The 26,917-nt window shown below is 56.7% G+C and carries 32 protein-coding genes; 22 read left to right on the top strand and 10 right to left on the bottom strand.

Translation table 11 applies throughout. From position 1 onward, the window contains the following. The first annotated feature begins 26 nt into the window (after positions 1–26). The 8 genes from R3F64_RS01265 (at position 27) to R3F64_RS01230 (ending at position 3,845) form a co-directional block, all read left to right on the top strand. Complete coding sequence (locus tag R3F64_RS01265; protein ID WP_332609299.1) at positions 27–155, top strand: hypothetical protein; 129 nt, start codon at positions 27–29, stop codon at positions 153–155. Next, positions 152–520: a DnaT-like ssDNA-binding protein gene (locus tag R3F64_RS01260; RefSeq protein ID WP_332609297.1), complete on the top strand. Its 369-nt coding sequence runs from the start codon at positions 152–154 to the stop codon at positions 518–520. The genes R3F64_RS01265 and R3F64_RS01260 overlap by 4 nt, the downstream gene beginning before the upstream one ends. Next, positions 517–912 carry a glutamate 5-kinase gene (locus R3F64_RS01255; protein ID WP_332609295.1) on the top strand — a complete coding sequence of 132 codons (396 nt, stop codon included), beginning with the start codon at positions 517–519 and terminating at the stop codon, positions 910–912. Before R3F64_RS01260 ends, R3F64_RS01255 begins: the two co-directional genes overlap by 4 nt. A gap of 7 nt (positions 913–919) precedes the next feature. Next, positions 920–1,309 (top strand): hypothetical protein, encoded by a 390-nt coding sequence (locus R3F64_RS01250; RefSeq protein ID WP_332609293.1) that lies wholly within the window; start codon positions 920–922, stop codon positions 1,307–1,309. After that, positions 1,299–1,697, top strand: a complete 399-nt coding sequence (locus R3F64_RS01245) for a phage tail terminator-like protein (protein WP_332609291.1) — start codon at positions 1,299–1,301, stop codon at positions 1,695–1,697. Before R3F64_RS01250 ends, R3F64_RS01245 begins: the two co-directional genes overlap by 11 nt. 73 nt (positions 1,698–1,770) lie before the next feature. Then, positions 1,771–2,688: a phage tail tube protein gene (locus tag R3F64_RS01240; protein WP_332609289.1), complete on the top strand. Its 918-nt coding sequence runs from the start codon at positions 1,771–1,773 to the stop codon at positions 2,686–2,688. A gap of 107 nt (positions 2,689–2,795) precedes the next feature. After that, entirely contained in the window at positions 2,796–3,350 is a 555-nt protein-coding gene (locus tag R3F64_RS01235; protein ID WP_332609287.1) for an HNH endonuclease signature motif containing protein, read from the top strand. Positions 3,351–3,470: 120 nt separating this feature from the next. Continuing rightward, the gene (locus R3F64_RS01230; protein ID WP_332609286.1) at positions 3,471–3,845 is read left to right on the top strand and encodes a hypothetical protein; all 375 of its coding nucleotides are present in this window, start codon (positions 3,471–3,473) and stop codon (positions 3,843–3,845) included. A gap of 26 nt (positions 3,846–3,871) precedes the next feature. Here the strand turns inward: R3F64_RS01230 and R3F64_RS01225 are convergent, their stop codons facing one another. Beyond that, a complete protein-coding gene (locus tag R3F64_RS01225; protein ID WP_332609284.1) occupies positions 3,872–4,012 on the bottom strand; it encodes a hypothetical protein in 141 nt (46 codons plus the stop codon). Between the two features lie 196 nt (positions 4,013–4,208). Between R3F64_RS01225 and R3F64_RS01220 the strand changes: the two genes are divergently transcribed. After that, a complete protein-coding gene (locus tag R3F64_RS01220) occupies positions 4,209–4,436 on the top strand; it encodes a hypothetical protein (RefSeq protein WP_332609282.1) in 228 nt (75 codons plus the stop codon). Here R3F64_RS01220 and R3F64_RS01215 read toward each other — a convergent pair. Further along, on the bottom strand, positions 4,410–4,661 hold the full coding sequence (locus R3F64_RS01215) for a hypothetical protein (protein WP_332609280.1): 252 nt from the start codon (positions 4,659–4,661) through the stop codon (positions 4,410–4,412). The genes R3F64_RS01220 and R3F64_RS01215 overlap by 27 nt on opposite strands. Before the next feature lie 132 nt (positions 4,662–4,793). Here R3F64_RS01215 and R3F64_RS01210 point away from each other — a divergent pair, with 132 nt between their 5' ends. From R3F64_RS01210 to R3F64_RS01165, 10 genes are all read left to right on the top strand, one after another. Then, a complete protein-coding gene (locus tag R3F64_RS01210; protein ID WP_332609279.1) occupies positions 4,794–5,117 on the top strand; it encodes a hypothetical protein in 324 nt (107 codons plus the stop codon). 207 nt (positions 5,118–5,324) lie between these two features. Continuing rightward, positions 5,325–7,487 (top strand): tape measure protein, encoded by a 2,163-nt coding sequence (locus R3F64_RS01205; RefSeq protein WP_332609278.1) that lies wholly within the window; start codon positions 5,325–5,327, stop codon positions 7,485–7,487. A 1-nt stretch (position 7,488) separates the two neighbouring features. After that, positions 7,489–7,770 carry a hypothetical protein gene (locus R3F64_RS01200; protein WP_332609277.1) on the top strand — a complete coding sequence of 94 codons (282 nt, stop codon included), beginning with the start codon at positions 7,489–7,491 and terminating at the stop codon, positions 7,768–7,770. 67 nt (positions 7,771–7,837) lie between these two features. After that, on the top strand, positions 7,838–8,200 hold the full coding sequence (locus tag R3F64_RS01195) for a hypothetical protein (protein ID WP_332609275.1): 363 nt from the start codon (positions 7,838–7,840) through the stop codon (positions 8,198–8,200). Next, the gene (locus R3F64_RS01190) at positions 8,197–8,652 is read left to right on the top strand and encodes a DUF1833 family protein (RefSeq protein ID WP_332609274.1); all 456 of its coding nucleotides are present in this window, start codon (positions 8,197–8,199) and stop codon (positions 8,650–8,652) included. Before R3F64_RS01195 ends, R3F64_RS01190 begins: the two co-directional genes overlap by 4 nt. Positions 8,653–8,664: 12 nt before the next feature. Further along, on the top strand, positions 8,665–9,069 hold the full coding sequence (locus tag R3F64_RS01185) for an NlpC/P60 family protein (protein ID WP_332609273.1): 405 nt from the start codon (positions 8,665–8,667) through the stop codon (positions 9,067–9,069). Continuing rightward, positions 9,060–12,554 carry a host specificity factor TipJ family phage tail protein gene (locus tag R3F64_RS01180; RefSeq protein WP_332609272.1) on the top strand — a complete coding sequence of 1,165 codons (3,495 nt, stop codon included), beginning with the start codon at positions 9,060–9,062 and terminating at the stop codon, positions 12,552–12,554. The genes R3F64_RS01185 and R3F64_RS01180 overlap by 10 nt, the downstream gene beginning before the upstream one ends. Then, positions 12,554–12,847, top strand: coding sequence for a hypothetical protein (locus R3F64_RS01175; RefSeq protein ID WP_332609271.1), 294 nt, complete (start codon positions 12,554–12,556; stop codon positions 12,845–12,847). Before R3F64_RS01180 ends, R3F64_RS01175 begins: the two co-directional genes overlap by 1 nt. Next, on the top strand, positions 12,847–13,587 hold the full coding sequence (locus R3F64_RS01170; RefSeq protein WP_332609269.1) for a hypothetical protein: 741 nt from the start codon (positions 12,847–12,849) through the stop codon (positions 13,585–13,587). The genes R3F64_RS01175 and R3F64_RS01170 overlap by 1 nt, the downstream gene beginning before the upstream one ends. After that, entirely contained in the window at positions 13,587–14,144 is a 558-nt protein-coding gene (locus R3F64_RS01165) for a hypothetical protein (RefSeq protein ID WP_332609267.1), read from the top strand. The genes R3F64_RS01170 and R3F64_RS01165 overlap by 1 nt, the downstream gene beginning before the upstream one ends. A 284-nt stretch (positions 14,145–14,428) precedes the next feature. Here the strand turns inward: R3F64_RS01165 and R3F64_RS01160 are convergent, their stop codons facing one another. The 5 genes from R3F64_RS01160 to rpoE all read right to left on the bottom strand — a co-directional run bounded on the left by R3F64_RS01160 (position 14,429) and on the right by rpoE (position 19,717). Then, positions 14,429–15,658 carry a tyrosine-type recombinase/integrase gene (locus R3F64_RS01160; protein ID WP_332609265.1) on the bottom strand — a complete coding sequence of 410 codons (1,230 nt, stop codon included), beginning with the start codon at positions 15,656–15,658 and terminating at the stop codon, positions 14,429–14,431. Positions 15,659–16,099: 441 nt separating this feature from the next. Further along, the gene (locus R3F64_RS01155; protein WP_199283441.1) at positions 16,100–17,524 is read right to left on the bottom strand and encodes a DegQ family serine endoprotease; all 1,425 of its coding nucleotides are present in this window, start codon (positions 17,522–17,524) and stop codon (positions 16,100–16,102) included. A 62-nt stretch (positions 17,525–17,586) separates the two neighbouring features. Then, entirely contained in the window at positions 17,587–18,042 is a 456-nt protein-coding gene (locus R3F64_RS01150; protein WP_332609262.1) for a SoxR reducing system RseC family protein, read from the bottom strand. A gap of 131 nt (positions 18,043–18,173) precedes the next feature. After that, entirely contained in the window at positions 18,174–18,926 is a 753-nt protein-coding gene (locus tag R3F64_RS01145; RefSeq protein ID WP_085918792.1) for a sigma-E factor negative regulatory protein, read from the bottom strand. Positions 18,927–19,117: 191 nt separating this feature from the next. Continuing rightward, positions 19,118–19,717 carry an RNA polymerase sigma factor RpoE gene (gene rpoE, locus R3F64_RS01140; protein ID WP_066320008.1) on the bottom strand — a complete coding sequence of 200 codons (600 nt, stop codon included), beginning with the start codon at positions 19,715–19,717 and terminating at the stop codon, positions 19,118–19,120. Positions 19,718–20,043: 326 nt separating this feature from the next. Here rpoE and R3F64_RS01135 point away from each other — a divergent pair, with 326 nt between their 5' ends. Continuing rightward, positions 20,044–21,120 carry a 3-deoxy-7-phosphoheptulonate synthase gene (locus R3F64_RS01135; protein WP_085918793.1) on the top strand — a complete coding sequence of 359 codons (1,077 nt, stop codon included), beginning with the start codon at positions 20,044–20,046 and terminating at the stop codon, positions 21,118–21,120. 42 nt (positions 21,121–21,162) lie between these two features. On the opposite strand, the gene dinG is transcribed toward R3F64_RS01135, so the two are convergent. Both dinG and rhlB read right to left on the bottom strand, forming a co-directional pair. Then, on the bottom strand, positions 21,163–23,292 hold the full coding sequence (gene dinG / locus R3F64_RS01130) for an ATP-dependent DNA helicase DinG (protein WP_085918794.1): 2,130 nt from the start codon (positions 23,290–23,292) through the stop codon (positions 21,163–21,165). A 5-nt stretch (positions 23,293–23,297) separates the two neighbouring features. Next, positions 23,298–24,572 (bottom strand): ATP-dependent RNA helicase RhlB, encoded by a 1,275-nt coding sequence (gene rhlB, locus R3F64_RS01125; RefSeq protein ID WP_085918795.1) that lies wholly within the window; start codon positions 24,570–24,572, stop codon positions 23,298–23,300. Positions 24,573–24,717: 145 nt separating this feature from the next. On the opposite strand from rhlB, the gene R3F64_RS01120 reads away from it, so the two are divergent. Together R3F64_RS01120 and xthA are read left to right on the top strand one after the other, a co-directional pair. Continuing rightward, positions 24,718–24,966: a hypothetical protein gene (locus R3F64_RS01120; RefSeq protein WP_085918796.1), complete on the top strand. Its 249-nt coding sequence runs from the start codon at positions 24,718–24,720 to the stop codon at positions 24,964–24,966. Further along, a complete protein-coding gene (xthA, locus tag R3F64_RS01115; RefSeq protein WP_085918797.1) occupies positions 24,966–25,799 on the top strand; it encodes an exodeoxyribonuclease III in 834 nt (277 codons plus the stop codon). Before R3F64_RS01120 ends, xthA begins: the two co-directional genes overlap by 1 nt. 15 nt (positions 25,800–25,814) lie before the next feature. Here the strand turns inward: xthA and R3F64_RS01110 are convergent, their stop codons facing one another. Then, on the bottom strand, positions 25,815–26,909 hold the full coding sequence (locus R3F64_RS01110) for a tetratricopeptide repeat protein (protein ID WP_332609258.1): 1,095 nt from the start codon (positions 26,907–26,909) through the stop codon (positions 25,815–25,817). Positions 26,910–26,917: the final 8 nt, after the last annotated feature.

Here is a 26,917-nt window from a genome sequence, read left to right as displayed (position 1 = left end):
CCCACCTATTCCCGTCAGGAGGTTCTATGCCCGCTCGCATCAATAAGCCGAGAACAAAACAGGCAAAGCGCCGCCTGGCGTCGTCAGACTTTTACCGTCGCCAACAGCAAGCCCGCATTCGAGAGCAAGCACGGCAGCAGGAGCCTGAGTCATGAGCGATTACATCACCGTCGCCAAAGCCGACGAACTGCTTGGCGCTGGCTGGCAGGGTGACGGCGATGCCGATCAAGCCGTTATGGAAGCCAATGTGTGGCTGTCTGCCCGCAACCTGCCCGATGACCCTGTGCCGAGCGCTGTGGAGCGTGCAGGGGCGTTGCTGGCCAAGGAAGCGGCAAAGGGTGAGCTCTACGCGTCAACCACTGGCAGCGTGAAGCGCAAACGGGTCAAGGCGGACACGGTAGAGAGCGAAACCGAGTATACGACCGGCGACAATCGCCAGTCGGGCACCATGCGGCTTGTTCTCGACCTGCTTCGGCCCTGGCTTAGCTCCGGCTCCACCTTTGACGTGAGGCGCGCATGAGCTTACGTGACGATCTACAGGCAGATATTGCCGAGGCGTTCGATGACGTTGACGGCCTGGCTGATGCGGTCCAACCATTCACCTGCGAGCGTGAGGTGGTCGACGGCGAATATGACCCGATCACCGGCGAGACCCCGCAGACGATCATCGGCTACCAGGGACGCGGGGTATTCGGCGGCTTCCGCTCATTCGAGATTGACGGCACTCGCATCATGGCCACCGATACCAAGCTGACCGTGCTGCAAAACGAGATATGGCGCACTGAGAGCGGCGAGGTGACCGATACGCCGGAATCACCAAAGGTTGATGACGTCATCAACGGCCTGGCGGTGATGGACGTTCGAAAGGATCCGGCGAGCGCCACCTGGACGGCCCAGCTACGCAAGACGTGAGGTGCTTATGGCATGGTCAAAACCGCTCGGCGGATTCGCCCGGGAAGTGGAGCAGACTCAAAACAAGCGGCTGCGTGCTGCTGCCCTGCAAGGGTTTTCGGGTGTGATTGAGCGAAGTCCCGTTGATGAAGGGACTTTTAGGGGTAACCACCGCGTGAGCGTTGGCTCTCCTGATAATGCCTATGACGAAGACCTTACTGATAGCGCTGGTGACAAAACCCTATCAGATGGCTTCCAGATTATCGGGCAAGTAAATAATCCATTCGCCGTTATTTACGTTCAAAATAATTCACCGTACGGCCCGCCCTTAGAAAATGGCTCCTCTAAGCAGGCACCCCAGGGCGTATATGCCATCACCTTTAACGATTTAAAAGAGGCGGCTGGCCGTGACTTTTGAGCAGATACGAATTGCGGTGGAGTCAAAACTGGCTTCCTGGGATGGCGTGCCCGTCGAGTATGACGGCGCGCCGCAGTCTCAAGAGTTGATAGCGGCGATTGAGGCTAAGCAAAGCTGGGCCAGAGCAACCATACAGCATGGCAACAGCTCTGCACCCTACAAAGGCTCGGAGCCGGGCATTCGCCGTACTGGGCTCTTGACCTTTCAAATATTCACCGACAAAGACAAAGGCTCGCGCCCTGCCGCCCTGCTGGCTGACTCACTTGCCGAGCACTTCCAGTTCTATCGCAGTGGCGGCCTTGAGCTGCTAACGGCTAGTGTCCAACGGGTCGGCCCTGATTCGGGTTGGTATATGTACTTGGTCAGCGTGCCCTTCCGCGCCGGATAGTCCAAACAAATCACCCCAATGGCCCGCACTGAGCGGGCTTTTTTATGCCCGCAAAACGCCATAGGAGAACACCATGAGCAGCGGTTCGCAGATCGTTACGTACATCGTAGCCGAAACCACGCCAGGCGAAACGCCTGCCACGCCCGCATATGACACCCTGCGCCTGACCGGCAATAGCATGACGCCGACAGTGGGCACCGAGCAGTCTGACGAGATCCGCGCTGACCGCATGTCAGGCGGCAATATCATCACCTCGCTGGATTACTCGGGCGATCTTTCGTTTGAGCTGTCCGCCCTGACCTTTGATGACCTGCTGGAGGCGGCGTTCTACGGCACCTGGGCAACCGATGTTCTGGAGGTCGGCTCCGACCGGCACACCTTCACGGTGGTGAAGGGTTACAAGGACATTGGCGTCTGGACAACCTTCCGTGGCGTCCATGTGGGCTCGATGAGCCTGGAAATTCCCGAGGAAGGCAAGGTCACCGGCTCGTTTACGTGCATGGGCCTGGATTATGAGGACGGCACGACCGACCCGACCGCTAGCGGCACGATCAATGCACCGACCTCGACCGTTCCGTTTGGCTCAGCGACCAGCGTGGGTGACATCACCATCAACGGCGCAAGTCTTGCGGGCGAGGCGTGCATCTCTGCCTTGTCGCTTGAGATCGATAACACCATGCAGGTGCAGCGCTGCCTTGGCAAAGCAGGCCCCGGCGCGCTGATTGCTACCCGCGCCAATATTACCGGCTCCGTGACAGTCGCGTGGTCTGCCGCGTCATTTGAGTTGTGGAAGAACACTTTAACACGAGAGGCGATTAGCTTGGTTTTCCCGCTAACAGATGCCGCCGGTAACGAGTACATCTTTGAAGTGCCGCAGGCCGAGGTCGATGGAGACTTACCCGACGGTGATAACGAGTCAATCGTACAGGTCGAGCTTAATATCTCGGCGAAACTGTCGCCGGTAAAGGTGACTCGAACATTGGCTGCATAAGACTTGATGCAGTAGAATATTAGCGTGCGGCTAGGCTTAGCGGCCGAAACGGGAGCACGTCACTCCTTTGCCGCACCCCTTCAAATGACGATAACGGTGACGACGTTATGATAGAAAAACAGAAACTGCTTCAAAGACTGCTTTCCTACGACCCGGCTACCGGCATATTTTTCTGGCGAACAAGGTCTGGCGAGCTATTTCGTTCTGAGCGCGCGTGTAATGCTTGGAATGCCCGTTTTGCAAACAAGGAAGCTGGGCACACATGGGAGAGAAAAGATGGTTATCGTTACAGAATAATTCAGTTTGACGGGTCTCTTCGTAGGGCTCATCGACTGGCGTGGCTCTACATATACGGAAAGTGGCCAGAAGGCGAGATCGACCATATTGATAGAGATGGCACCAACAACAGAATTGAAAATCTTCGCGTTGTTGATAGCTCAGGCAATAGCAGCAATCTCTCAAAATACAGAAACAACACCAGCGGGTTTACAGGCGTTCATTTGCACAAGCCATCAGGGACTTGGCACGCTTACATCAAAGAGCGCGGAAAGAAAGCTCACCTTGGGAGCTTCAGCACTATGGAAGACGCATTAGCAGCACGCAGAGAAGCAGAAATCAGGCTTGGATATAGCGCAGGACATGGAAAGCCGAGGCCCTTCTAGCAAGACCTCTTTCGAAAGTGCATAGCCCGCCCCGAGCGGGCTTTTTTACGGCTTAATTTCGAGCGTCAGGGCTTACCGCGACCCTGGCGCTTTTTTAATTCGCGGAGCGGAGATAGATCAATGAGCTTCAATGCAAAGCGCAACGACCCTTCTAAATTCACCGAAGGCACATGGGTAAATATCCTGGGCGGGCAATTCAAGGTGGCGCGAGCTGGCAGCGCCGAGTACGAAAAGGCACTTGAGGATTGCGGCTATCGCAAACAAGAAGAGCCACAAGCCAAGCAGGAAGCGCTCTACACAGCTATCGCCACCGGCATATTGAGGGATTGGCGAGAAGTGGTAGATTGCAACGACAAGACCATCCCTTACAGCGTCGAAAATGCCGTTGAAGTGATGCTAGAAAACCCTGATTTAGTTGGCCGTATTCTGAACGAGGCCAGCGACCTTGCCAACTTTCGCCGCGAAGACCTGGAAAACCAGAAAAAAAAGCAATAGCCGCGCTTGAGTATGAGCTGCGAGCGTCAGGCAAGGAGACCAAGCTGGCAACGATTGCGGCAAAGCTGGGCATTGCTGATAAGTTTGAGAAGCCCGAGATAGACAGTCGTACCGCCTTCTGGCTTGATGTCTACTCGCTCGCTGAGCGCGGCAGGCCTTACACGCATGGCTACCCCTTACCCTTGCGCCCCTTAGACATTATCGCCCTTGTGAACGCCTTGTCGCTCGCTGCTGAGCCTGATGAGGCGGTAGTAGTTGTGTGCTCTATGGATGACGCCTGGATTAAGTGGCGGGATAGTAAGCAAGGGAAGAAAGCCAAGTAAAGGGCATGAATTGCCCGAACAAACCTCTGGAGGTCGACAGATGAAAAGTCAAACCGCTCAAAGCAAAGCAGAGAAGTCTGCCCAAAAACATAGCGATGCAGAGGTTTTAAAAAGCCTCAGCCGAGAGATTGAGCAGTCTTCTCTATTTAAATCACTAGCAGCCCGAGAAGAAGGGAGTAAGGGCTATATGCTACTCCCAACTGGCAGAGTGCTTATTTCAGATAGCCTGCTCGACAGGCTGTTATTTCCTAAGCTGCCGGTTCACTAGCGTATCCATAATATCGTCAGAGACTGCCGTAGGAATATTTTCTCCAGGAAATACAGTTTCAAAAACCTTTCTTGGGATATCGTCACCCATTTCAGCATCCCTCGCAGCCGCAATTACTGCGCCGCCAAGGTAGGATTTCGCTTTAGCCTCATCAATCTCTCTCATAAATACGCCCATCGCTATGAGCGTTTGTATCGTTTGATTCAAGTAATCAGGACTCGACATTGGTAAATCTCCTAGCTTGTGGTGAGCGTAGAGAGTATCAGTCGACGTAGGCGAGATGCAGACTGTGTATTAATACATGCCCTACCCCTCCCCTCCCGCCTGCGCTACGATTGGGGAAACTGAGGAGGGATTATGACCAAATGGGTAGCTATTGCATTTATCGCGCTGGCATTTGCAGGCGGTGCTCAAGCTCAGCAAGTTGATCAAGAGAGCCTGAGAATCCAACTGATGAGCTACAGCACGGTAAAAGACGTCGCCTTTACAAGTAGCGGCAATGTTTATGTTGGCGTTCTAGATAACGGCAACAACCGAGACGGCTACGCAATGTCGGTTTGCGAAGATGTTCGAGAGTTCGCCACTGGCAGTGGCCGCGTGCTGGTGAAGATGATTGATATAGCCGTCGCTGCTAGAGGAGATGGCTTTGAGCAGCTCGGCAAATATTGGTGCGAGATATAGCTTTGCACATCGGAATACAACCCGCCTCGGCGGGCTTTTATTTACTAGCTCGCTTATGCGGGCTTTTTTTATGCCTGGAGACAGCCTGTGTCATATTCCTCTCGCCTAGAGCTACAGATAGATAGTCGCACAGGGGAACGGTCTCTACGGCGCGTAGAAGATCGCCTGCAGGGCGTAGAGCGAGCTGGCGACCGTGCGCAAGGCTCAATGCGCGACATGTCGGGCAGTCTTGATAGCGTCCGCCGCGTGGCTATTCTGGCCTCTGGCGCGCTGGCCGGCCTAGGCCTAGCTCAGTTCTCACGTAACACCTTTGGCGCTATCAGTAGTGCTCAAAAGCTTCAAGCATCGCTAGAAACTGTCACCGGCTCAGCCGATGCAGCGGGCCAAGCGTGGGAATCACTTCTAGAGTTTGCCAGCGAAACACCGTTTACGCTGGAGCAGTCGGTACAGGGTTTTATTCGCATGAAGTCATTGGGGCTAGACCCGACCAATGACGCGCTGCGCTCGTTCGGCAACACCGCCTCAGCCATGGGCAAGGACATGATGCAAATGGTGGAGGCGGTAGCAGATGCCACCACAGGTGAGTTCGAACGCCTAAAGGAATTCGGTATTCGTGCCAGTAAGGAAGGCAATCAAATTACATTCACCTTTCAGGGCGTGGAGACTACTGTTCGCAACAGCTCAGAGGCTATTAGCGAGTACCTGCAAAGCATAGGCGAAAACCAATTTGCGGGCGCCATGGCCGATCAAATGGACACGCTGGGCGGAAAGATGTCGAACCTGCAGGATTCCGTTTACCAGCTTTATATAGCTATTGGCGACGCGGGCGCGACTGACGCTTTCAGCGGGTCAATAGACAGAGCGGCTGACTCGGTCGAGCGACTTACAGCAGCTATTGAAAATGGTGCATTTGATGATCTTATTGGCTTTTTCCAAGACGCTAATGCCGAGGGTAATGCCTTTATAGCTGAGATATACGGCATTAAAGAAGAAGCTGTTGGAATGAAAAACACCTTGAGCGCAGGTCTTCTAGAGATAGAGGCGAGCTTTCTAGATATGCGCGCGACCGGTGTTGAGGCGTTCGCAGGGCTTGCGGCAGGCGCAGCCGATACAATCAACAAAGGCCTGGTTCCGATACAGCAAGCACTGAATTACCTCGATGAAACCTTTGCCAATCTACTCGAAAATGTCGGCAATCTGCTCGGCCCTGCTGGTGGTAACTTCATCGCCCAAGCAGAAGCAATTCGAAATGGGCTGATTGACCCCCAAGGACTTGCTGTTGAATCTCTTGAAAATACCTCCGAAGCGTTACGCCATCAAGCTGAAGCAGCGCGACAATCTGCCGAGGCTATTAGGTCAGGCGGAGAGGCTGCTAGCCAGGCATCAAGCTTAGGATTTAAACCGCTTTCAGGCTGGTTGTTCGATGTTGAGCAGGCAGCTAGCGGCGTTAGCAAAGGGGTGAATGAGGCATCGGGAAGCACAAAAGAAGCCCAACGCCAAGCCGATCAATTCGCCAACTCCCTACGCTCCCTAGAAGAACAGCTATTCCCGCTTGAAGCCGCCCAGCGTCAGTATCGCAGCGAGCAGATGTTGCTCCAAACAGCGCTCATGAACGGCACCATTGGCATTGAGCGCTATATGGATGCATGGCAGCGCCTGCAAGATGCGCAGCGCTCAGACGAGAACTGGCAAGAGGCCTACGGCTTCACCGGTAACTCAGTCAACGAAGTGGATAAGCTCAGCGACGCAACCCGCGACCTGGGGCTGACGTTCGAGAGCGCGTTTGAGAACGCGATCGTCAACGGCGAGGGTTTCCGTGATGTGCTGGATGGTATCTACCAAGACATTCTGCGACTTTCTGTGCGCAAAGGCATCAGCGACCCGTTTGTTAAAACCATATCCGGCCTAGATTGGGGCGGCATGTTTGGCTTCGGGGGCGGTGCTACCTCATACAGCGGATGGGCCGGAAGCGCTACATATTCCGAAGGCGGCTACACCGGCCCTGGCGCCAAGATGGATCCGGCGGGCATCGTCCACGCGGGCGAGTTCGTGGTGAAGAAAAGCGTCGTCGATAACCCTGGTGTTCGCCCCTTTCTCGAAAGCCTCAACCGCAAGGGTTATGCCGAGGGCGGCTATGTGGGTGGCGCTTCATCAGGAAGGCCGGTTGCACCCCAGTTCAACGTAGAGATTCACACCCCACCAGGCATGTCTGCTAGGACTGAGGAGCGTCAAAACGCTAGTGGTGGCCGTGACTGGCTTGTTATGCTTGATGAGGGGGTGGCGGCCAACATAAAAAAATCAGGCTCGCAGACCCAGCGCGCCATGCAAAACAAGTTTGGCGCACAGCGTACGCTAACAGGAAGAGGCTGATATGCAGATTAGTGAATTCGAGTCCAGGGTGCTAGATGTAGTAAACAGTTACTATCTTGCCGATAAGCCGTCAGTTGAAGGCGAGGACATCTACGACATTGCGAGAGAAGCAGGTATTGCATCAGCCCGAGTGATTGCGGTATTGCGACACCAGGGCCCGTTGACTAGCGACACGCTTGACCATATTGCTTCCATGGAAAAAGAGTTCGTTGGCATGTTCACTGAAAGCATGCTTCGAAATGCGCGTGAGGCGGGCTACGACGTTGACATTCCGCCTACTTAATTGCAGTCACGCGGCAAACCCTAGCACCGAACATTCGGGGCTTTTTTGTGCATGAAGGAAAATCAATATGCCCACTTGGCCCGCCTCACTACCGCAAAGCCTCAACATCGGCGCTTCTCGCAAGGCGCAGAAAGGGATGATTCGCTCAGAGCCCGACACCGGCCCCGCCAAGACACGCCGCCGATTCACCGCTGTTAGCGTGGATTACTCGGGCGACATGGTGCTGTACGGCTCTGAAATGCAGACGTTTCTCGCCTTTCATGATGACGAACTGGCCATGGGGGCGCTGCAATTTGACTGGACAGACCCCGTAGATGACAGCGCGGCTAAGGTGCGAATCAAGGAATACCAAAGCGAGGTCATCGGCGGCAACGAAGACCCAGCAAGGCGCGTCTGGCGGCTGTCACTTGAGATCGAGGTATTGCCATGAGCCTACGTGAATCCGCCTTTGCTGAGGCGACAGGCGACGTCTGGTTGCCGCTGCTGACCATCTCGCACCCTGACATCAATCCGTCTATTCGCGTTGTTTTCAACACTCAGGCCATCGTCAGCCGGGGCGACGAGTTCTTGCCCTTCCCGTTCGACGTCAAACTGCCGAACGAGACGGACGATGCGCCCAGCCGTGCGCGGCTGATCATCGACAACGTGTCACGCGAAATCGCCCAGGCCGTGCGCTCCATACGCACCTCGCCCTCGGTAATGATCGAGATCATACGGGCCGATGCGCCGGATACCGTCGAGATGAGTTGGCCGAATTTCTGGTTGCGCAATGTGAGCTGGAACGCGCAACAGGTATCAGGCGAGCTTGTCCTCGAGGATTTAACCGACGAGCCGTATCCGGCCGGCACGTTCACGCCCGCGAGCTTCCCTGCCCTTTTCTGACCCGAGGCACCCATGACGCTTAATGAATTTGTCGGACAGTCCATTGGGCTGCCTTTCCGGCCGCATGGCCGTGGGCCAGACGCATACGACTGTTGGGGGCTTGTCTGCGAGGCGTACCGGCGGATCAGCGGCTTGGAGTTGGACGATTACGGCGGCGAGTACACGACGCTCAAGGACATCGAGCGGCTGAAGCGCATCTTCTCACGCGAGTGCGGCACGACCTGGCAGCGCATTGAGTCGCCAGAGCCGATGGACGTGGCGGTGATCTTCCGGCGAGGCCGAGCTATTCACGCAGGCATCTATCTTGGCGACGGTCAGATTATGCACGTCGAACATGGCATCGAAACCACCGTCCAGCACGCCACCGACTTCCGCGTGGAAGGCTATTACAGACCGAAGGAGCGCCCATGCAGGTAATCGCCGCCAATCATCCGCTGCGCTCTGATCTCGCGCCGGTGTCCGCCCGGGAAGGCATGACGCTGACTGATATCCTCGAGCAAGCACAGCCAGACCCCGTCCTTCGTGCGCACGCCCATATTTTTGTGGGTGATGTTCGCGTGCCGCGTGAGCGCTGGGCGTTGGTTCGCCCTAAGTCTTCAAGCATCGTGACCATCCGCGTTGTACCTCAGGGCGGGGGTGGTGGTGGAAGCAAAAACCCGCTCCGCACGATTCTGACGATTGCTGTAGTGGCCGCAGCCGCTGCGGTCACAAGCGGGGCCGCCCTTGGTGGCCTGGCGTCCGCCGTGCCAGGAGGTGCCGCCGTTCTAGGGGCCGCTGTAGCTGTGGGCGGCAACCTGCTCGTCAACGCCATCGCCCCGATTCGCGGGCCCTCGCTTGATGGTCGATCCGGCACGAGCAAACGCGATAGCGCCACGCTCAGCATTGAAGGTGCGCGAAACACGGCCAAGCCTTTCGGCGTGGTGCCGGTCGTGCTGGGTAAGCATCGGCATGTGCCGCCACTGGCAGCCCAAAGCTATACCGAGGTGCTGGGCGACGACCAGTATTTGCGGATGCTTGTCGTGTGGGGATACGGGCCGCTACAGATAACCAATTTACGCATCGACGACACGCCTTTATCGTCATTCGAGGGCGTGCGCGTGGAGACGCGCCAAGGGCGCTCGGGCGACGCGCCGCTAACGCTATTTCCCAGCCAGGTGGTACAGCAAGATTTAGGGATACGCCTTCGCCAGGATGAAGGCTGGCAGGTGCGCACATCGGGATCAAATGCCGACGAGCTGAGCGTTGACATCGCATTCCCGCAGGGCCTGACGAAATTTAGTGATGCAGGCGACCGAGCACCACGCCGGGTCGGCGTTCAAATCGCTTATCGGCAAGTCGGGGAGATCGATTGGAAAATCCCCAGCTTTTCAGACGCAACAACGCCTTCTTCTTGGTTTTCTATCTCCTCGACAGGCAACCGGGAGATTAGCTTTACTCATAAGCGCACGTCAGCTATTCGGCATGGTTTCCGCTGGTCTGTGCCAAGAGGCCAATACGAGGTACAGCTGCGGCGCGTAACGAGCGACACCGACGATCCGCAAACAAGTGACACCACCGTATGGTCGGCGCTGCGAACAATCACTGACGACAACCCCATCCAGTTTGATCAGCCAGTGGCTGTGACAGCTTTATCGATTAAGGCAACTGACCAGCTAAACGGCACCGTTGACCAGTTGACGGCTGACGTTTCAAGCTATGTCAAAAGCGTATGGACGGGCAACGAGGTCATCACCAGCAACCCCGCTCACCTTTACCGCCATGTGCTTCAAGGCGCTGCGAATGCTCGAGGCTTGAGCGATAGCCGTATTGATATCGATGGACTTCAGGATTGGGCTCAGCACTGCAACGAGGAAGGTTTCGAGTTCAACATGGTTCGGGACTTCCAAGCGTCAGTGTGGGAGACCTTGGCCGACATTGCTGCTGCGGGGCGTGCATCGCCTTCCCAACGAGATGGCAAGTGGGGCGTTGTCGTTGATAAGCCGCAGCCGTATCCGGTGCAGCACTTCACGCCGCGCAATAGCTGGGGATTCGAGGCAGAAAAGACCTTTCCTGATCCGCCTGACGCCTTCCGCATCCGCTTTTCATCGCGCGAGTCGCAGTATGAGCAGGACGAGCGCATCGTCTACGCGGATGGCTACAACGCCAGCAACGCGGAGGTGTTCGAGTCACTGGACGCGCCGGGCATTACCGATCCGGCACATATTTGGAAGTTTGGGCGCTTTCACCTTGCCCAGGCGATCCTTCGCCCTGAACGCTGGACGCTGAATCTGGATTTCGAGCATCTTGTTGCTCGGCGAGGCTCTTGGGTCAAGATCACCCACGATGTACTTCTCGTCGGCTTGGCATCAGGGCGCATCAAGGAAGTGCTGACCGACGTCGACGGCAATGCCACAGGCTTCGTCTCTGATGAACTGCTGAGCATGGAAGCAGGCACGACCTACGGCGTGTCTATTCGCACCGTAGGCGATGCGGCTATATCACGTGAGCTGGTAACAGTCGACGGCGATAACCATATTGTCGATTTTGCTGTTCCGATTCCTGCCGCCTCAGCACCAATGACCGGTGATTTGTTCGGGTTTGGCGAATCCGGCAAAGAGACGGTCGACGCCCTGGTGCTCTCCATCGAGCCGCAGTCGGATCTCGTCGCCCGCCTCGTGCTAATTCCCTACAGCCCTGAGGTCTACGACAGCGACACTGGCGAGATTCCCGCATTTGACCCGGGCATCACGCCTATTGAGTCCATTCCGGACGCTATGGTAACGGGCGTCCGCACTGGCGAGACCGTGTTAACCGTGGGGCTTGGCAGCACGCTGACGCCGCACGCTGCTATAGCACTGGAAAACCCGCAATACCCGGGCTTAGTAGCCGATGCGCAAATACGGCCTAGCGGCACCGGGGAGCCGTTCGTTGAGGCGTCGATAGCCCGCCGCAACGGCACGGAGATATGGGTTGGCGAGGTAAACGAGGGCGAAACGTACGATTTCCGCGTTCGATGGCTTGATCCGGCTAGGGTGGTCACGGGGCGCTGGTCTTACATCAATGCGCAGATTGTTAGCGGTTCGACAAACCCGCCGCAAGAGCTTCGGGGGCTGACAATTTCGGCGTTCGGGGGTTCCGCGCTTCTGCGATGGGATCAACCGCCCGACATAGATGTTCGCATCGGCGGGGAAATTCGGTTCCGGCACTCGCAGGCCGAGAACGCCACCGTCGCGCAGTGGAACAACAGCACCTCTATCGGGGACTCCGCAAACGGTAATAGCACGACGGCGGTATTGCCGCTAAAGCGCGGCACCTACCTCGCCCGCGTCTACGACAGTGGCGGCAGACCATCGACTGAGATAGCAGCGATTAGCACCAAGCAAGCTAGCGTGCTGGCATTCGCCAATCTCGACTCAGTGACAGAGAGTCCGTTATTCCCTGGCACTAAATCAGGCGTTACCGCAATTGATGGCTCACTTTGGCTGTCAGCGGTTGGGCAGTTCGATGATATTCAGGATTTTGACAGCCTTTCAGCGCTCGATAGCTTCGGCGGGATTGGTACCGAGGGCTACTACACGTTTAGCGGCGGCTTTGATTTCGGAGCATTGCGGCGCGTGCGACTCACTAGCGTCATTGATGCCACGGCAATTAATGTGCTCGACCGCATAGATGAACGTACCGACCTGATCGACACCTGGGAGGATTTCGACGGCACTCTGCAGGCGCAAGCGGATGCGCGTGTGCAAGTGCGCCACACAGATGATGACCCACTAGCCAGTCCAACTTGGACCGTTTGGAATAATCTGGATAGCGCTGAATTCGAAGCCCGCGCTTTTCAATTCCGCGTTCAATTAACCAGCCGTGATCCCGCTTACAACATGCGCGTCGATGAACTCGGCGTGGTCGCAGAGGAGTTAGCATAATGCCCAGAATTGCAGTGCTCGATGAAAAAGGGCTGCTGATTGGCAGCAAGCAGAAAGCCAAGCCCGCCAAGGGTGACGTTGAATGCGGTGACCTACCGTGTGATGGCAGTTACCGACTAATGGAAGGCGCGTTTATTCCGGTAGGGCATGGGCTTGGCAAGCCAGGGCGGCCGCCTGTGTCGCCGTATCACGCGCTTTGCTTAATGATTCGCGCGGTGGAAAAGGGCAGCCCACTGCCGGATGAATGCCTAGCGTGGGCTGATTGGTTTGAAAAATACGGGGGTGCACGCTAATGGCACAGTCAGATCTTAATGTGGCCAACGCTGACGGCGCGACAGTCCGCGCAGACATCAACTCGCAGCTTGAAGCGCTAGCTACTCAGAACAGCGGCCCAACCGCACCGCCTGTCACTTTTCCTTTTATGGCATGGTTTGATACTGCGAACCAATTAATGAAAGAGCGCAACGCTGCTAATACTGGCTGGCGTGTCACCAATCTAGGATTGCCGATCGGCTCTTACCTTGCAGTTCAAACCAACATAGCAGGTGCCGAAGAGCCTGACCCCGCGCGATTTATTAAGCTCACGGCGGGCGAAGACGGCGTAGGCGGATACAACGAAGGGAAACTAATCAGTGAGACGATCACCGGTTCCGCGCCTCTTCTTGTAGCCACGGCTGTAATAGACGACGCTAACAGCCCAATGAACGGCGAAACCGTGCATTTAGTCAACACGGAAAATCGCTACTTAGCACCTGGCGCAACTGCAGGCGCTATAGCAAACGATCAGATGCAGCGGATCACTGGTTCTTTGTTACGCATAGGTAGCAACCGCGTCGTGTTTAGAACAGAGGACACCGGTGGTGTATTTACTGCTGACGGGGGTTTTGACGCGCCGGTTGATGCGGGGAATGGATCAAATACAGGGTTAAGCGGAAATATACAATTCGACTCGGCAAACTCTCCGAGCGCTCGAGCCGGCGATCACACGAACGTCAAGCGTATACAGGCCACGTATTACATGAGGATCAAATAATGCCGTATGCAGCGAATGGCCAGCTATCAAAATCTCCGCTAGAAGGCGGCATTGAAATCACGGACGAACAATACAGGGAAGCCATTGAAGCCGCCCAGCAAGGGAAGCGCGTTGCCGTGCAAGGCGGTGCGTTGCAGCTGCTTTCCAGCGACAAGCGCAAAGTTTACAACACCGCTGACGGTTCGCTTCTGGAAATCTACGCTGACGACGAAACGCCCGTGGGCTATGCCGAAACCGAGCGCCCAAGCGAATTTCACGAATGGGTAAGCGGCGAATGGATCCAAGATGAGCAAGCCGCGCTAGAAGCATGGCGCGAAACAGCCAGCGTCACTTCCCGTCAGGGCGAGCAGCAGCTTATTATCGCGGGACTAGATGAGCAAGTCGAAGCCGCGATTGATGCCATCGCCGACCCATTGCAGCGCAAATTAACCAGCGCTTGGTACCGACGCGCATCGACATGGGAGCGCATGAACCCGGAATTTGTTGCGATGGGCGCAGCGCTTGGGCTGACCGATGAACAGATGGATGAGCATATCCGGGAAGCAATGAAGCTTTAGACGCTGACCACAACTGCAGCAAACCCCGCCGCCTTGAGCGGTTTTTTGTGTCTGAAAAACAGGAGTCCCTATGTCTACGCTCTTAGTCGTCCTAGCTTGCGGCCTGATCATCGCGGTTGTCGGCGTCGTTGGGTTTGTTTACTGGCTGTATCACAACGATAAGGATTCGTTGCGTTAGCGCCTGCCCGTCAATTCCTCGAGTCTATCCGCTGCCTGCTGTGCGGCTCTGTCATAGGGCCGCTCTCGCAGCTTGGCGATTAGCTCGTCGTCTGTGAGTTTGTCCATCACCCCTCCTCTGCCGTATCGGCGTTAACAATCCCCATTACCCGAGCGTACCACTTCCGGTAAGCGTCGGCTTGCTCGTCTAAATAGTCGTGCCTGTCGTACACTTGCCACACGCCTGGTAGGACGTGGCCCAGCATTAGCTCGCAAACGTGCGGCTCGGCCAGCGTTGACCAGTTCGTTCGCGCTGTCTTGCGCAAGTCATACATGGACCAATGTTCCATTGGCCGCTTTAAATGCCTATCTGCCGCTCTCATGATGTTGTAAGGATAGGACAGGACTGAGCTGTTATGCAGGACCACATCTGACGACTCACCGCTGAAAAGCATGTCAGGAATATGCGAGAGCGCCATCGCTTCTTTTATCATCGGTGCCACTTCATCAATGATAGGGCGCTGGAGCGACTTTCCTGTAGCCTTCCCCGTTTTGTGCCTCTCTGGCGGTATCGTCCATACCCCCGCTGTAAAATCAAACTCCTTCCGCTTTGCCCCAACAAGCTCCCCCGGCCGACAGCCAAACAGCAATACCAGCTTGACCAGTATTTTTGACCGGGTCGCCATCCGTGAGCGCTCCATCGCGTGCCATAGCGTCCATATTTCGTCATCGTCAAGCGCCCTGCCCGCTATTCGCTTCCGGTTAACGTGCAAATCCTCAGTGGCGCTAGCCGCTGCAAGCGGCTGGCTTTCAATCAGCCCCCGCCGTGCGCCCCACTTGTGCGCTTGCTTAGTATTGACCAGTAGCCGCTCAGCAATGCGCGGCTTGATGTCTGCCAGCGGCTCCAGCAGGTCCATCCATGGCCGCAGACCCGTACTGTCAGCAGGCAGACTGCCTAGCGTTGGGAATACGTGCAGCTCGAAGGAGCGCAGGATTTCAGCGGCGCCCGCTTTGGTTGGCTCGCAATAGCGAACATACCACTCCCGAATCAAGCTTTCGTTGGTGTATGCGGCAGCAATGGACGCCTGTTCCACCTGTTTCTGTGTCCGCGGGTCATAACCCTGCTCCAGCTGACCACGCCGTTTAATGGCCTCGTCGCGCGCCTCCTTTAGGGTCATGGCGGGATAGGTGCCCAGGTCCAACCGAGACTGCTTGCCCTGGTAGCGGAAACGCAACTGAAAGATCACTTTCCCCGTGGGCGAGACTCGGGCGCTCATTCCATCGCGGTCGGTTTTTACGATGGCTTTTTCCCGCTGCTTTCTATGCACGGATTTAAGCCAAGCGTCGGTTAACGCCATGTGTACATGCTCCCCAGCATATTTCAGATAAGGGGGAGATTATGTACACAGATATGTACATATTAATAGTGCCTTGGAGTGATTTGCTGTGCTTTCTGGTGGGGCGCAGTAATGCGCAAGAGGCAGGAAATGCAATGGTTTAGTGCGGGGCAGTGAGCGTCTTGCAGGGGTAGTGCTTGGTAGTTAGTCGTCGATGTGCGCGATGATCGAGAAGTTTCTAATGTGCTTGATTTTGCTAACTGTTTCTTGGGTCATTGGCCGTTTTTATCCGGTATATGTACGCAACCATGTACGGTTAACAGTCTTGCTGTGGTATACGCAGTAGAAATTTGACGCCATTGTACCGTTACGACGGTCCCGGTGCTATGTGCAAAAAAAAGAGCAAAAAAAACGACAGCCCGTTAAGTGAAAACGGACTGCCGTTATAGAGAGGTTAATCAGTTACTCAAAGCGCAGCGCCACAAAGAGCGAGCGCCCCTCGCGATAGAGGCGTAGCGGAATCGCTCGATCAGTGGGCAACTCCTCCACGATGCGACGCAGCTCTTCAGGCGACGTTAAGCTGCGATGGTCCAGGCTCACCAGCACATCACCTGCACGCAGCCCTGCACGTGCTGCCACGCTATCGGGCTCTACTTCACGCACGATGACACCGCCTTCCAGGTTAAGTTGCTCACGGGTTTCCTGGTCAATTTCGGCCACCGACACCCCAAGGCGTACCTGACTATCGCTGGACGACGATGGTACAGACGCTTGTTCAACGTTCGGCCAGGTCCCCAGCTCGACTGACTCACTGCGCTCTTCTCCATCACGCATCAACAGCAAGTCCACTTCGTTGCCCGGCGCGACACGCCCGATCAGACGCGGCAGACTGCTCGAACTGTCCACGGTTTCGCCGTTGACTTCAAGGATCACATCACCCGCTTTAAGCCCGCCTTTCGCCGCCGGCCCTTCAGGGTCAAGATCAGCGATTAGCGCGCCTTCGGCTTCTTCCATGCCGAATGACTCGGCCAGGTCACGGGATACGGGCTGTATCATCACCCCTAACCAGCCACGGTTAACGTACCCATCTTCGCGAAGCTGATCGGCCACATCCATCGCGACATTGATCGGGATGGCGAAGGAAACGCCCATGAACCCGCCGCTACGCGTGAAAATCTGTGAATTGATACCAATAACTTCGCCATCGAGATTGAACAGCGGACCACCGGAGTTACCCGGGTTGATCGCCACATCGGTTTGAATGAACGGCACGTAGGCATCCCGCGGAAGCGTGCGATTGATCGCACTGATAATGCCAGCGGTCACCGAATGATCGAATCCGAATGGAGAACCTATCGCCGCCACCCACTCACCGACGCGAAGCTCGTCGGAATCGCCGAGTTCTAGCGTGGGCAAATCACTTGCCTCCACCTTCAAAAGCGCCACATCAGTTTGCGGATCACTGCCAATAAGCTCGGCGTTCAATTCACGACGGTCGTTCAAACGCACCAGAATTTCATCGGCATCCTGCACCACGTGGGCGTTGGTCATCACATAGCCGTCTTCACTGATAATGAAGCCAGAGCCCAGTGATTGGCGTTCTTCTGTTCGCCCACGACCGCTACCTGGAGGTGACGGGAAACGATCACTAAAATTATCGCCGAAGAAGTGGCGAAATATCTCGGGTATCTCCTGCCCGCCAAAATTGTCAAATGAGGGCCCGCCGCGCTGCACCGTGCGACTAGTGGAAATATTGACCACACCGGGGGCAGCGTCTTCAACGAGATCGGTAAAGTCTGGCAGATCCTGGGCGTGGGCGTTTTGCCCCCAAGCGAACAACACGACAAAGCATACCCACAATGTGGAGGAAAACATTAAGCGCTTCATGCAAGAACTCCTACTAAAAACACTATCATGCCAAGTTAATACAGCTCACAGCGAGCCATCCATCACGGTGCGTCGATCAATCGTGGGCGAAATAACTCCGCTCGCTGACCTAACGCATATTTAAGACCCACCATGCCACACATCAAGACACCAAAAAAAAGCCCCGGGGCAAGCCAGGTCGAATCACTCACCACACTCCCCAGGCCGGCGACCACCAATCCGGCCAGAAGCGGAAACCCGTAGACCAACCACGTCAACCGAGTCACTGAGGTTTTTTCTATCGCCACCGTTACCTCGCTGTTCAGTGGCGGAACGGGGTCTCCTTCCCAACATGCTGGTACGTCTATTTCCAACTGCCACGAGCGGGGACGCGAGAGAAGCCCCAGCCCACAACCCTGCCCTTTCGCGCATTGAGTGCAGCCAGACGATGCCGTCGCTACAACGATAATCCCCTTGTCGTGGTAGCCCACTACCCGCGCCTTGCGCTCAATAAACGTCTTGCTCGGTAATATCGGCATCACTTCCCTCTCCACAAGTCGCCGAGGAGTGATCACCCAATCGGCACCCACAAAAAATGGACGTTGAAATAGAGAGAAGCTCTTTTCAACGTCCATTTATCACTTTCCATGTTGGCCGCTCGTTTTGTTGATCAGCGTTGGCCCAAGGGCTCTGTCACTCCTGCGGACCGCATCAACGTCGACCCTTGATCGGCTTGATATCCTGCTGCGCCTTGGGTCTGTTGCTCAAGATAAGACTGCAGCATGCGCAGTTGTTCAATGTCGATATTCGTCCCTTGCTGGGCTGAGACAGCCTGCTGGGAACTAGGCCCCACGAAGCCACCTTCACTGACATTCATCAGGCCGCTGCCCGAGGCTTGCGCGTTCATACGAAAAGGGGTCTGCTCGAACATGGGCATTTCGTTTTGCCCAGCGCCCGCTGCCTGGCCACCGGAGACAGCCGGTGTGGCGGCAAGATTGACCGGCTGCACCTGGTTAGAGGCAGGCGTCGTAGTGGTTGCTACCCCTTCATTACCACCCTGCTCGACAGTTCCGGCATTGTTGCCGAAAAACTGAACGCCGGTAATCACCATCAGCGAAACTGCCGCTGCCACGCCGGCACCACGTGCGAAAGACACGCTTCCAGCACTACGGCTTACCATCGAGTCGTCTTCCGACGCGGGTGTGGGTTCACTCTGCAAATGAGCCATTACGCCAGCGGAAAGATCAACACTCACATCCACGTCCCGTTCGCGCCGCATCATGCTGCGTGCCAAATGATAGCGTCGCCACGTATCAGCGGCATCATCATCGTTCGGTAGTGCCTTCAACACTCGGCGCAGTTCAAGCTCATCACTTTCGCTATCCATCAATGCCGAAAGTGATTCCCGTGTGTTTTGACTCATACTTCACACCCTCACACTGTTGAGAAGAAGCGCTGATGCCATCGTAATAGGTTGCTTTTACGCTGATTCACCGGCTGCTTCGCTGTCGCTTCCCATTGGGGAATGTAATGGCTTTGACGATGATGACACCAAACAGTTCACGGTGATCAGTCATTTTTCGCCATTCACGTTTAATCTACCCACATTGACCATTAATCATCGCGACTGTTCCGTGCCGTGGACACCAGGGGGCGAATATGTTCGTCAACGGCCTCGCGAGCACGAAAAATGCGCGAACGCACCGTACCCACCGGACACTGCATCACCTGTGCAATATCTTCATACGCCAGCCCGTCAAGTTCACGCAGCGTAATCGCGGTGCGCAAATCATCCGGCAGCTTTTCGATCGCCTCATAAACGGCGGCTTCCAGCTGGTCACGTGCAATCGACGCTTCGGGAGACTCGGCATCAGCCAGGCGACCGCTTTGGTCGACGATTTCGGCATCGGATATATCCAGATCGCTGCCGGGTGGACGCCGCCCGCGGGATACCAGGTGATTTTTGGCAGTATTGATCGCAATGCGATACATCCAGGTATAAAAGGCACTTTCCGAGCGAAACTTTCCCAGCGCTCGATAGGCCTTGATAAAAGCCTCTTGAGCGACGTCGTGAACTTCGGCATGGTCATGGACATAGCGCCCAATCAGGCCAATAATTTTATGCTGGTATTTCTTTACCAGCAGATCAAATGCACGTGTATCGCCTTTTTGGGCACGTTCTACAAGCTGTTGATCTGTTTCATGAGTGCCCATTCACACGCTCCCCCCACCCGGACGGTGACCGCCGAGCGCAACTCTTCCTTTAAACCCGATACATTGGGTGTTGACAGCAAGCAACATAACGTTCCTTGGGCATTGGTTAATCATTCGAATGACATGAATTGGCACTGTAACGTGATCGCCTTTTGATAGCTAAGTGTTACGCGTTCTGCACGGCGCATCAAGCGTTTACCCCTTGAACAAAACCCAGCGGCTGACTTCAATTTACCTCGCCAAGTTCCGCAACAATTGATTTTTACTGCGCTGACAAGCGATAGTAGGCGGCATGAATCGACCATCACGCATGCACAGGTAGCACAATGTCAGATCAGCAGGTCAATAATCTTAACGTCCTTGCCCAGGATGTACTTACCACCCCCGAAACCCTCAAGCAGGATGTGCCGCTTACCGACGCTGCCGAGCGCACCGTGATCGAGGGTCGCCATACCATCCAGCGTATTCTGGAAGGCAGCGATCCACGCTTGCTGATGGTAGTGGGCCCTTGCTCTATTCACGATGTCGATGCCGCTCTGGATTATGCCAAGCGCCTTCGTAAACTGGCGGATGAGGTCAGCGACAGCCTGTATATCGTGATGCGGGTGTATTTTGAAAAGCCCCGCACGACCGTCGGCTGGAAAGGCCTGATCAACGACCCGCACATCAACGACTCGTTTGAAATCGACGAAGGCCTGCATATCGCCCGCAAGCTGCTGGTCGACCTTGCCGAGATCGGCTTGCCACTGGCTACCGAAGCTCTCGACCCGATCTCCCCCCAGTATCTGCAGGACTGCATCAGCTGGTCAGCTATCGGCGCACGCACCACCGAATCGCAAACCCACCGCGAGATGGCCTCGGGCTTGTCTTCACCTGTCGGTTTCAAGAACGGCACCGATGGCAGCCTGGATGTGGCGATCAATGCGCTGCAATCCGTTGCCAGCCCACACAATTTTCTGGGTATCAACCAGTCGGGGCAAGTCGCCATCATCCGCACCCGCGGTAACGGCTATGGCCACGTGGTACTGCGCGGCGGCAACGGCAAGCCCAACTACGATAGCGTGAGCGTTGCCCTGGCCGAGAAAGAGCTGAAAAAAGCCAACCTTTCCGCCAATATCATGATCGACTGCTCCCACGCCAACTCGAACAAGGACGCGGCACTTCAGCCCCTGGTTCTCGAAAACGTGACCAATCAGATATTGGAGGGCAATACGTCCATCATCGGTTTGATGGTGGAATCCAATATTGGCTGGGGCAATCAAAAAGTTCCGGCCGATCTGAAAGACCTTCAATACGGCGTTTCGATTACCGATGCCTGTATCGACTGGCAGACGACCGTTGACGCCTTTACCCAGATGAACGACAAGCTGGCACCGGTTCTGACCAAGCGCCGCCCGTCGTAACCCTACCTGTCGCCCACCGCGTTGAGTGCGGTGGGCGTCATGTCACGAAGCGATTTCACGCCTGAAGGGTGGTAGCGCATCCAGCAACGCCTGACCGTAGCGTCGCGTGATGACGCGCTTATCCAGCAGGGTGATCGTGCCTTTATCGCTTTCCTTGCGGATCAGCCGACCGCAGGCTTGTACCAGCTTGATCGATGCATCCGGCACGCTGATGCGCATGAACGGGTTGCCGCCCTGGCTTTCAATCCATTCGGCAAGCGTCGCCCCCACGGGATCATCCGGCACCGCAAAGGGTAACCGTGTGATGACCACATGGGTCAGGTAATCACCGGGTAGGTCGATACCCTCGGCAAAGCTGGCCAGACCGAAAATAATACTGCCCTTGCCGCTATCCACCGCCGTGCGATGACGCTCAATCAATTCCCGCTTGGGCAATGCATCCTGAGCCAGCACGCGCTCCCTGACGGCCTCACTCAGCGCTTTCTCGACCCCTCGCAGCTGCGCCCTGGATGAGAACAGCACCAGCGCCGCCTCGCGATCCGCCAGTTGGGTCACAAAGTCGACGATCGCCTTTTCGTGGGCGTCACGGTCACTCGGGTCCGTCGCTTCCTTGGGCACACTCAGCACGGCATTGGCGTAATCAAACGGACTGGGCAGTGCCTGATAGCGGTAGCGATTGGCAAGCCCTGCCCGTTCCTGGAGCCGCTCGAAGCGACCCAGCGCCGTCAAGGTTGCCGAGGTGACAACAGCGCCATGACAGCGCCCCCAAAGGTGCTTGGCCAATGTGTGTGCGGCGGATACCGGGCTTGCCGAAAATTCGATTTCCGGCTCGCCAGCCACCCGGCTCAAGGTGATCCAGCGAGCGCTCGGCGGCGCATTGGCCGCGTCACGGTCGCTGAACGCTTGCCACAGTGAGTGAGCATCCAGCGCCCGTCCGTGAAGCAGCGCCACCAGTGGCAGCCAGGTTTCCGCCTGTTCGCGGTCCAGGCCTGTCTGCTTGTCTGGATCGAGGCTTTCGCGCAGTACATCGCTGATGCTTTCAAGGCTGCGCGACAAGGTAGCAAACAGGGTCAACAACTGCTCGGCCTGCTCGCGCAGCGCATCAGGAATCTCGCCTTTCTCAAACCGCGACTGCAGCGTGCTTTCTTCGTCCGACAGACCATTCGCGCGCCCGGCGAGCTGGTGGCCTGTGCTGAACACATCGCCCAACGCCGGTTCCAGCGTATGAATAAGTTCGGGCAAACCGGCAAGCAACCGGGCAACCGTCGGCTGGACAGCAAGCCCTTGATTCAGATCCGTCAAGCTGCTCTTGAGGGTTTTCAGCCAGCGCAGGCAACCATTGACGGCAAAGCGGTGGGCAAAATGCGACAGCGCCTTGTCAGGCAGATGGTGGCCTTCATCAAACACGAAAATACAGTCGGCGGGATCCGGCAGGATGGCCCCGCCACCCAGCGCCAAGTCCGCCAACACCAGATCGTGGTTGGCCACGATGACATCGGCGTTTTCCAGTTCCCGGCGGGAGCGAAAAAACGCGCAGGCACCAAAATGGCCGCAGCGGCGTCCGGTACACTGGCGATGATCGACGGTCAATCGACGCCAGTGGGCATCGTCAATCGCATGCGGCCAGTTATCACGATCGCCCTCCCACTCACCCTGCCCGTAGGCCTCGGCCATATCGCTGGCAATCACGCCAAGGTCACTGCTCTGCGCCTGTTGCGACTGCTCGAACAGCGAAAGCGTGGGGTTTGGCTCCGCGCCTTCCAGCGCCTGATCCAGTCGCGCGACGCAGACATAACGCCCACGCCCCTTGGCCAACGCATAACGAAACGCCAGACCGCTGTGGCTGGCCAGGGATGGCAGGTCGTGGTTGAGCACCTGCTCCTGGAGCGCCACGGTGGCGGTGGAGATGATCAACCGCTTGCCACGTGCCTTGGCGATGGGCAGCGCGGCTATCAGGTAGGCCAGGGTTTTGCCCGTTCCAGTACCCGCCTCCAGCACACAAACGTGGTTATCACTTTTGCGCTTGCCTTCGTCGTCGCTCTCGATGCCACCCAGCGTGCGGGCAATTTCAGCGATCATCAGCCGCTGCCCGTAGCGCGGGGTCAAATCAAGGTTTTCCACCACGCGACGGTAGGCGTCCTGAATCTCGCTTTTAAGGGCAGTATCCAGCATGCGGCTTAGAGCATACCTTCCGGCGGATGTTCGCAGGGCAGCTTGTCGTTGATATAGCGCTCGATCTCAGGCAGAGAAAAAGCATCTTCTTCACCGACAAAACTGATGGAGACGCCTTTTGCGCCTGCCCGGCCGGTCCGCCCGATACGGTGAACGTAATCTTCCGGGTCTTCCGGCAGCGTGTAGTTGATCACGTGACTGACGTCTTCGATATGAATGCCGCGCCCTGCCACATCGGTGGCCACCAGCACCTGGATTTCGCCTTCGCGGAAGCTTTCCAGGGTCTTGATACGTTGGTTTTGCGGCACATCGCCCGACAGCATGGCGGCACTGACACCGGCTTTCTTGAGCAGACTGTCGAGTTGGCGCACCAGGTCACGGCGATTGCCGAACACCATCACCCGCTCGAAGCTTTCCTGCTCCAAGAGCTTGACCAGCAGACGCTGCTTGTCATCGTCAGAGACCAGATAGACCCGCTGGTCGATGTCGGCCTGATTCTCGACGGTCACTTCGATCTCAACGTGGGCTGGGTTCAGCGTCCATTGACTGGCCAGATTGAGAATATCGTCGGTGAAGGTGGCCGAGAACAGAAAGGTCTGGCGCTCTTCTTTCTTGGGCGTGTAGCGAATGATTCGCTTCACATCGGGAATGAAGCCCATCGACAGCATGCGGTCGGCCTCATCCAGCACCAGCACCTCGACCTCGGAAAGATCGATATCGCGCTTCTCGTGAAAATCGAGCAGACGGCCAGGCGTGGCGACAAGAAGGTCGATCTTTTTGCCAAGGCTGTCGCGTTGCTTCTGATAATCCATCCCGCCCACAACACTTGCCACATTCAGCTTGGTAAAGCGGGCAAGGGCCTTGGCGTCTTTCTCGATCTGCAGTGCCAGTTCACGGGTGGGGGCGATAATCAGCGCACGCGGCGCGCCGGGCTTCTGCCCATCCGGTGTTGGCTCCTCGAGAAAATAGGCTAGCGCCGACATCAAGAAGGCAGCGGTTTTTCCGGTACCGGTCTGTGCCTTGCCGACAATATCGCCGCCGAGCAGCGTATGGCGCAGTGCCTCTGCCTGAATGGGCGTGCAGTACTCAAACCCTTGAGCATGAATCGCGCGCATTAACGGCAGCGGCAGATCGAAGTCATGAAAGCGCCATTTGCCGGCCACGGCAGGCACCTGAAACTGACGGAGATCCCAATTCGACTGACGACGACGCGGCTTCCGACGACGACGTTTAGGTTTGCGATTCTGGGCCGATGCTGTGGTCTGTTCCGACTCGCTCATAGGCTATCTATCTGTCCATTGCTGTGGATATTAGTCATCTTGACGCGCGCATTGTAACAGGGCTTGGCGATAAGAGCGCGCCCTGCTGTCGAAGGAGGTTGCTAGGCTGTTAGAATAGGCCCATTACCGAACCAAGGAGCGCGATATGACGCGTAAGAAAAAGACCCGTTCGCTGGCGGATAAAGTAACCATCAAAACCGGTCGGCGTAAAGATTATAAAAAGTGGCGTCATGATAACCCTGACCAAGTGACATCATCACGCCGTTTTGTGGCAAAAAAACAGCAGCAACGCAAACTTCAGGCAGTGCGCAAGCTGGCCCGCCAGCAGAGTGGGCAACATATCGCCATTCACCCTGACAAGGATACGGATAACCCGCCGGGAGATCGTTCGTGATGCGCCTTGTTTCTTTCAACATCAATGGCATTCGCGCGCGACTTCATCAACTGCAGGCATTGATCGATTCGCAAAAGCCCGACGTGATCGGCCTTCAAGAAACCAAGGTGCAGGATAGCGAGTTCCCGCTTGCCGATGTAGAGGCCATGGGCTATCACGTTTTCTACTATGGCCAAAAAGGTCACTACGGCGTTGCAATGCTGTGCCGTCACAAGCCACAAGCCGTCTTTTACGGCTTCCCTGACGACGAGGAAGACGCTCAGCGGCGCATGATCGGCGTCAAACTCCTCGCCGACGACGGCCAGCCCGTCACCGTGTGGAACGGCTATTTCCCCCAGGGGGAAAATATCGACCACCCCACCAAGTTCCCGTACAAGACCCGCTTTTACCAACAGCTGGCGCGCCTGCTTGATGAGCAGCACCAACCCGACGAGCGCGTGGCGGTAATGGGGGACTTTAACATTTCGCCCGAGGACCAGGATATCGGCATCGGCGAAGCCAATCGCAAACGCTGGCTGCGCGAAGGCAAAACCAGCTTTCAGCCCATCGAGCGTGAATGGCTGGAAGGCATCAAGGGGTGGGGCTTGAGCGACAGCTACCGGCTTTGCCACCCAACCGATGCTGAGTGGTTCAGCTGGTTTGATTATCGCTCCAAGGGGTTTGATCGTGAACCCAAGCGCGGGCTGCGCATCGACTATATTCTGGTTACCCAACCGCTGGCCGAGCGTATCAGCGACGCAGGGATCGACTATGCGCTGCGCGGTATGCAGCGGCCCTCCGATCACGCGCCAACCTGGAGCGATTTTTCGCTTACCCTGGCACCGGCGGAATAACCGCGGCGGCCAGCTTTATAGTGAATGGGGCGGCGACTGCTCAAGCGTCGCCAGCCACTCACCCGCCTGGTCATCGCCCAGCGACTGGGCACGCGACAGCGCCTTCTCGGCACGTTCATCCTGCCCCCAGGCAAAAGCGAGCTGACCATACTGACGCCAGTCGCTGCCCTCTTTGCTCAGTGTCGCTAACGCCTGCCAGGCATCAAGCGCCTGAGTCCTATCGCGGGCTTGATGCCATGCGTTCGCCAACAGGCGGAGCGAGGTCTCATCCCGTACGATGTCGCCCGATTCAAGCCATGTCTCAAGATACTCGGCGGCCCGGGCGGGCGTTCCCCCCGCCATGTGCAGGTTTATCAATTGCCAGCGGTCACCGTCTTCATCCAGCCTGCCCAGCTTCCAGGCGGTATCCCACAGCGCCGCGGCGATACCCGGCTGACCGGACTGCTGAGCGAGCCCGGCGGCTTCGCGCCAGTGAGCCGCATCACTGCCTTCATCAAGCCCGCCCAGCAACAGGTCAAGCGCCTGATCGGTTTGCTGGGTGCGCTGATAGACAACCAGCGCCAACCTGCGCTGGGTAGCATCAGGCTCAGCGGTTTGGTTCAGGCTACGTTCAAGCCACTCCCCCGCTTCCTGCCAACGCTGGTCGTCGGCGAGCCAACGGGTCAGTTTCCAGTAATCCTCGGCAGGGGCAGCGGCGTCCTGGGACTCGAGCCACTCGGCAAGTAAGTCGCTGGCCTGCGTCGTTTGTCCCGCCGCGTGGCGCAACGACACTTCTTCGCGCAGCCAGCGGGCCACCTGGGCTTGCTCGCCCGCGGCCAGTTCACGCGCTTGCGCCAATCGATTGGCGGCATCACCCGGCTGGCCCTGGTGCGCCAGTGCGTTAGCGGCAAGCTGCTGATACAACGCGCTGGCCCAGCGGTCAGCCGCGTTACCCGTTTGCAGGCGGGTTGCTTGCTGGGTGGCCCGGGAGACCACGCTGGCGTATTGCGCTTCGCGTAGTTGCGTTTGCAAGCGGTTCAGGTCGCCAATGATATCGCCGGGAAGCGCCGGGCTGGCGTTGGCAAACGATGCCCACAAGCCGATTAAACAGATGCACCCCCATACACGCATGGTCATAC

Source organism: Halomonas sp. 5021 (assembly GCF_036663435.1).
GTDB classification, from domain to species: domain Bacteria; phylum Pseudomonadota; class Gammaproteobacteria; order Pseudomonadales; family Halomonadaceae; genus Vreelandella; species Vreelandella janggokensis.
This window is presented reverse-complemented; position numbering and strand designations above follow the sequence as displayed.

What these genes read in the sequence shown, in the direction of transcription:
- R3F64_RS01170 (WP_332609269.1), top strand. Translation starts at nt 12,847, where the DNA reads ATGGCACAGTCAGATCTTAATGTGGCCAACGCTGACGGCGCGACAGTC.
- dinG (WP_085918794.1), bottom strand. Translation starts at nt 23,292, where the DNA reads ATGCTGGATACTGCCCTTAAAAGCGAGATTCAGGACGCCTACCGTCGC.
- xthA (WP_085918797.1), top strand. Translation starts at nt 24,966, where the DNA reads ATGCGCCTTGTTTCTTTCAACATCAATGGCATTCGCGCGCGACTTCAT.
- R3F64_RS01235 (WP_332609287.1), top strand. Translation starts at nt 2,796, where the DNA reads ATGATAGAAAAACAGAAACTGCTTCAAAGACTGCTTTCCTACGACCCG.
- R3F64_RS01200 (WP_332609277.1), top strand. Translation starts at nt 7,489, where the DNA reads ATGCAGATTAGTGAATTCGAGTCCAGGGTGCTAGATGTAGTAAACAGT.
- R3F64_RS01210 (WP_332609279.1), top strand. Translation starts at nt 4,794, where the DNA reads ATGACCAAATGGGTAGCTATTGCATTTATCGCGCTGGCATTTGCAGGC.
- R3F64_RS01260 (WP_332609297.1), top strand. Translation starts at nt 152, where the DNA reads ATGAGCGATTACATCACCGTCGCCAAAGCCGACGAACTGCTTGGCGCT.
- R3F64_RS01110 (WP_332609258.1), bottom strand. Translation starts at nt 26,909, where the DNA reads ATGCGTGTATGGGGGTGCATCTGTTTAATCGGCTTGTGGGCATCGTTT.
- R3F64_RS01250 (WP_332609293.1), top strand. Translation starts at nt 920, where the DNA reads ATGGCATGGTCAAAACCGCTCGGCGGATTCGCCCGGGAAGTGGAGCAG.
- R3F64_RS01255 (WP_332609295.1), top strand. Translation starts at nt 517, where the DNA reads ATGAGCTTACGTGACGATCTACAGGCAGATATTGCCGAGGCGTTCGAT.
- R3F64_RS01165 (WP_332609267.1), top strand. Translation starts at nt 13,587, where the DNA reads ATGCCGTATGCAGCGAATGGCCAGCTATCAAAATCTCCGCTAGAAGGC.
- R3F64_RS01185 (WP_332609273.1), top strand. Translation starts at nt 8,665, where the DNA reads ATGACGCTTAATGAATTTGTCGGACAGTCCATTGGGCTGCCTTTCCGG.
- R3F64_RS01175 (WP_332609271.1), top strand. Translation starts at nt 12,554, where the DNA reads ATGCCCAGAATTGCAGTGCTCGATGAAAAAGGGCTGCTGATTGGCAGC.
- R3F64_RS01230 (WP_332609286.1), top strand. Translation starts at nt 3,471, where the DNA reads ATGAGCTTCAATGCAAAGCGCAACGACCCTTCTAAATTCACCGAAGGC.
- R3F64_RS01205 (WP_332609278.1), top strand. Translation starts at nt 5,325, where the DNA reads ATGCGCGACATGTCGGGCAGTCTTGATAGCGTCCGCCGCGTGGCTATT.
- R3F64_RS01145 (WP_085918792.1), bottom strand. Translation starts at nt 18,926, where the DNA reads ATGAGTCAAAACACACGGGAATCACTTTCGGCATTGATGGATAGCGAA.
- R3F64_RS01240 (WP_332609289.1), top strand. Translation starts at nt 1,771, where the DNA reads ATGAGCAGCGGTTCGCAGATCGTTACGTACATCGTAGCCGAAACCACG.
- R3F64_RS01190 (WP_332609274.1), top strand. Translation starts at nt 8,197, where the DNA reads ATGAGCCTACGTGAATCCGCCTTTGCTGAGGCGACAGGCGACGTCTGG.
- R3F64_RS01135 (WP_085918793.1), top strand. Translation starts at nt 20,044, where the DNA reads ATGTCAGATCAGCAGGTCAATAATCTTAACGTCCTTGCCCAGGATGTA.
- R3F64_RS01150 (WP_332609262.1), bottom strand. Translation starts at nt 18,042, where the DNA reads ATGCCGATATTACCGAGCAAGACGTTTATTGAGCGCAAGGCGCGGGTA.
- rhlB (WP_085918795.1), bottom strand. Translation starts at nt 24,572, where the DNA reads ATGAGCGAGTCGGAACAGACCACAGCATCGGCCCAGAATCGCAAACCT.
- R3F64_RS01220 (WP_332609282.1), top strand. Translation starts at nt 4,209, where the DNA reads ATGAAAAGTCAAACCGCTCAAAGCAAAGCAGAGAAGTCTGCCCAAAAA.
- R3F64_RS01155 (WP_199283441.1), bottom strand. Translation starts at nt 17,524, where the DNA reads ATGAAGCGCTTAATGTTTTCCTCCACATTGTGGGTATGCTTTGTCGTG.
- R3F64_RS01160 (WP_332609265.1), bottom strand. Translation starts at nt 15,658, where the DNA reads ATGGCGTTAACCGACGCTTGGCTTAAATCCGTGCATAGAAAGCAGCGG.
- R3F64_RS01120 (WP_085918796.1), top strand. Translation starts at nt 24,718, where the DNA reads ATGACGCGTAAGAAAAAGACCCGTTCGCTGGCGGATAAAGTAACCATC.
- R3F64_RS01215 (WP_332609280.1), bottom strand. Translation starts at nt 4,661, where the DNA reads ATGTCGAGTCCTGATTACTTGAATCAAACGATACAAACGCTCATAGCG.
- rpoE (WP_066320008.1), bottom strand. Translation starts at nt 19,717, where the DNA reads ATGGGCACTCATGAAACAGATCAACAGCTTGTAGAACGTGCCCAAAAA.
- R3F64_RS01180 (WP_332609272.1), top strand. Translation starts at nt 9,060, where the DNA reads ATGCAGGTAATCGCCGCCAATCATCCGCTGCGCTCTGATCTCGCGCCG.
- R3F64_RS01195 (WP_332609275.1), top strand. Translation starts at nt 7,838, where the DNA reads ATGCCCACTTGGCCCGCCTCACTACCGCAAAGCCTCAACATCGGCGCT.
- R3F64_RS01265 (WP_332609299.1), top strand. Translation starts at nt 27, where the DNA reads ATGCCCGCTCGCATCAATAAGCCGAGAACAAAACAGGCAAAGCGCCGC.
- R3F64_RS01225 (WP_332609284.1), bottom strand. Translation starts at nt 4,012, where the DNA reads ATGCGTGTAAGGCCTGCCGCGCTCAGCGAGCGAGTAGACATCAAGCCA.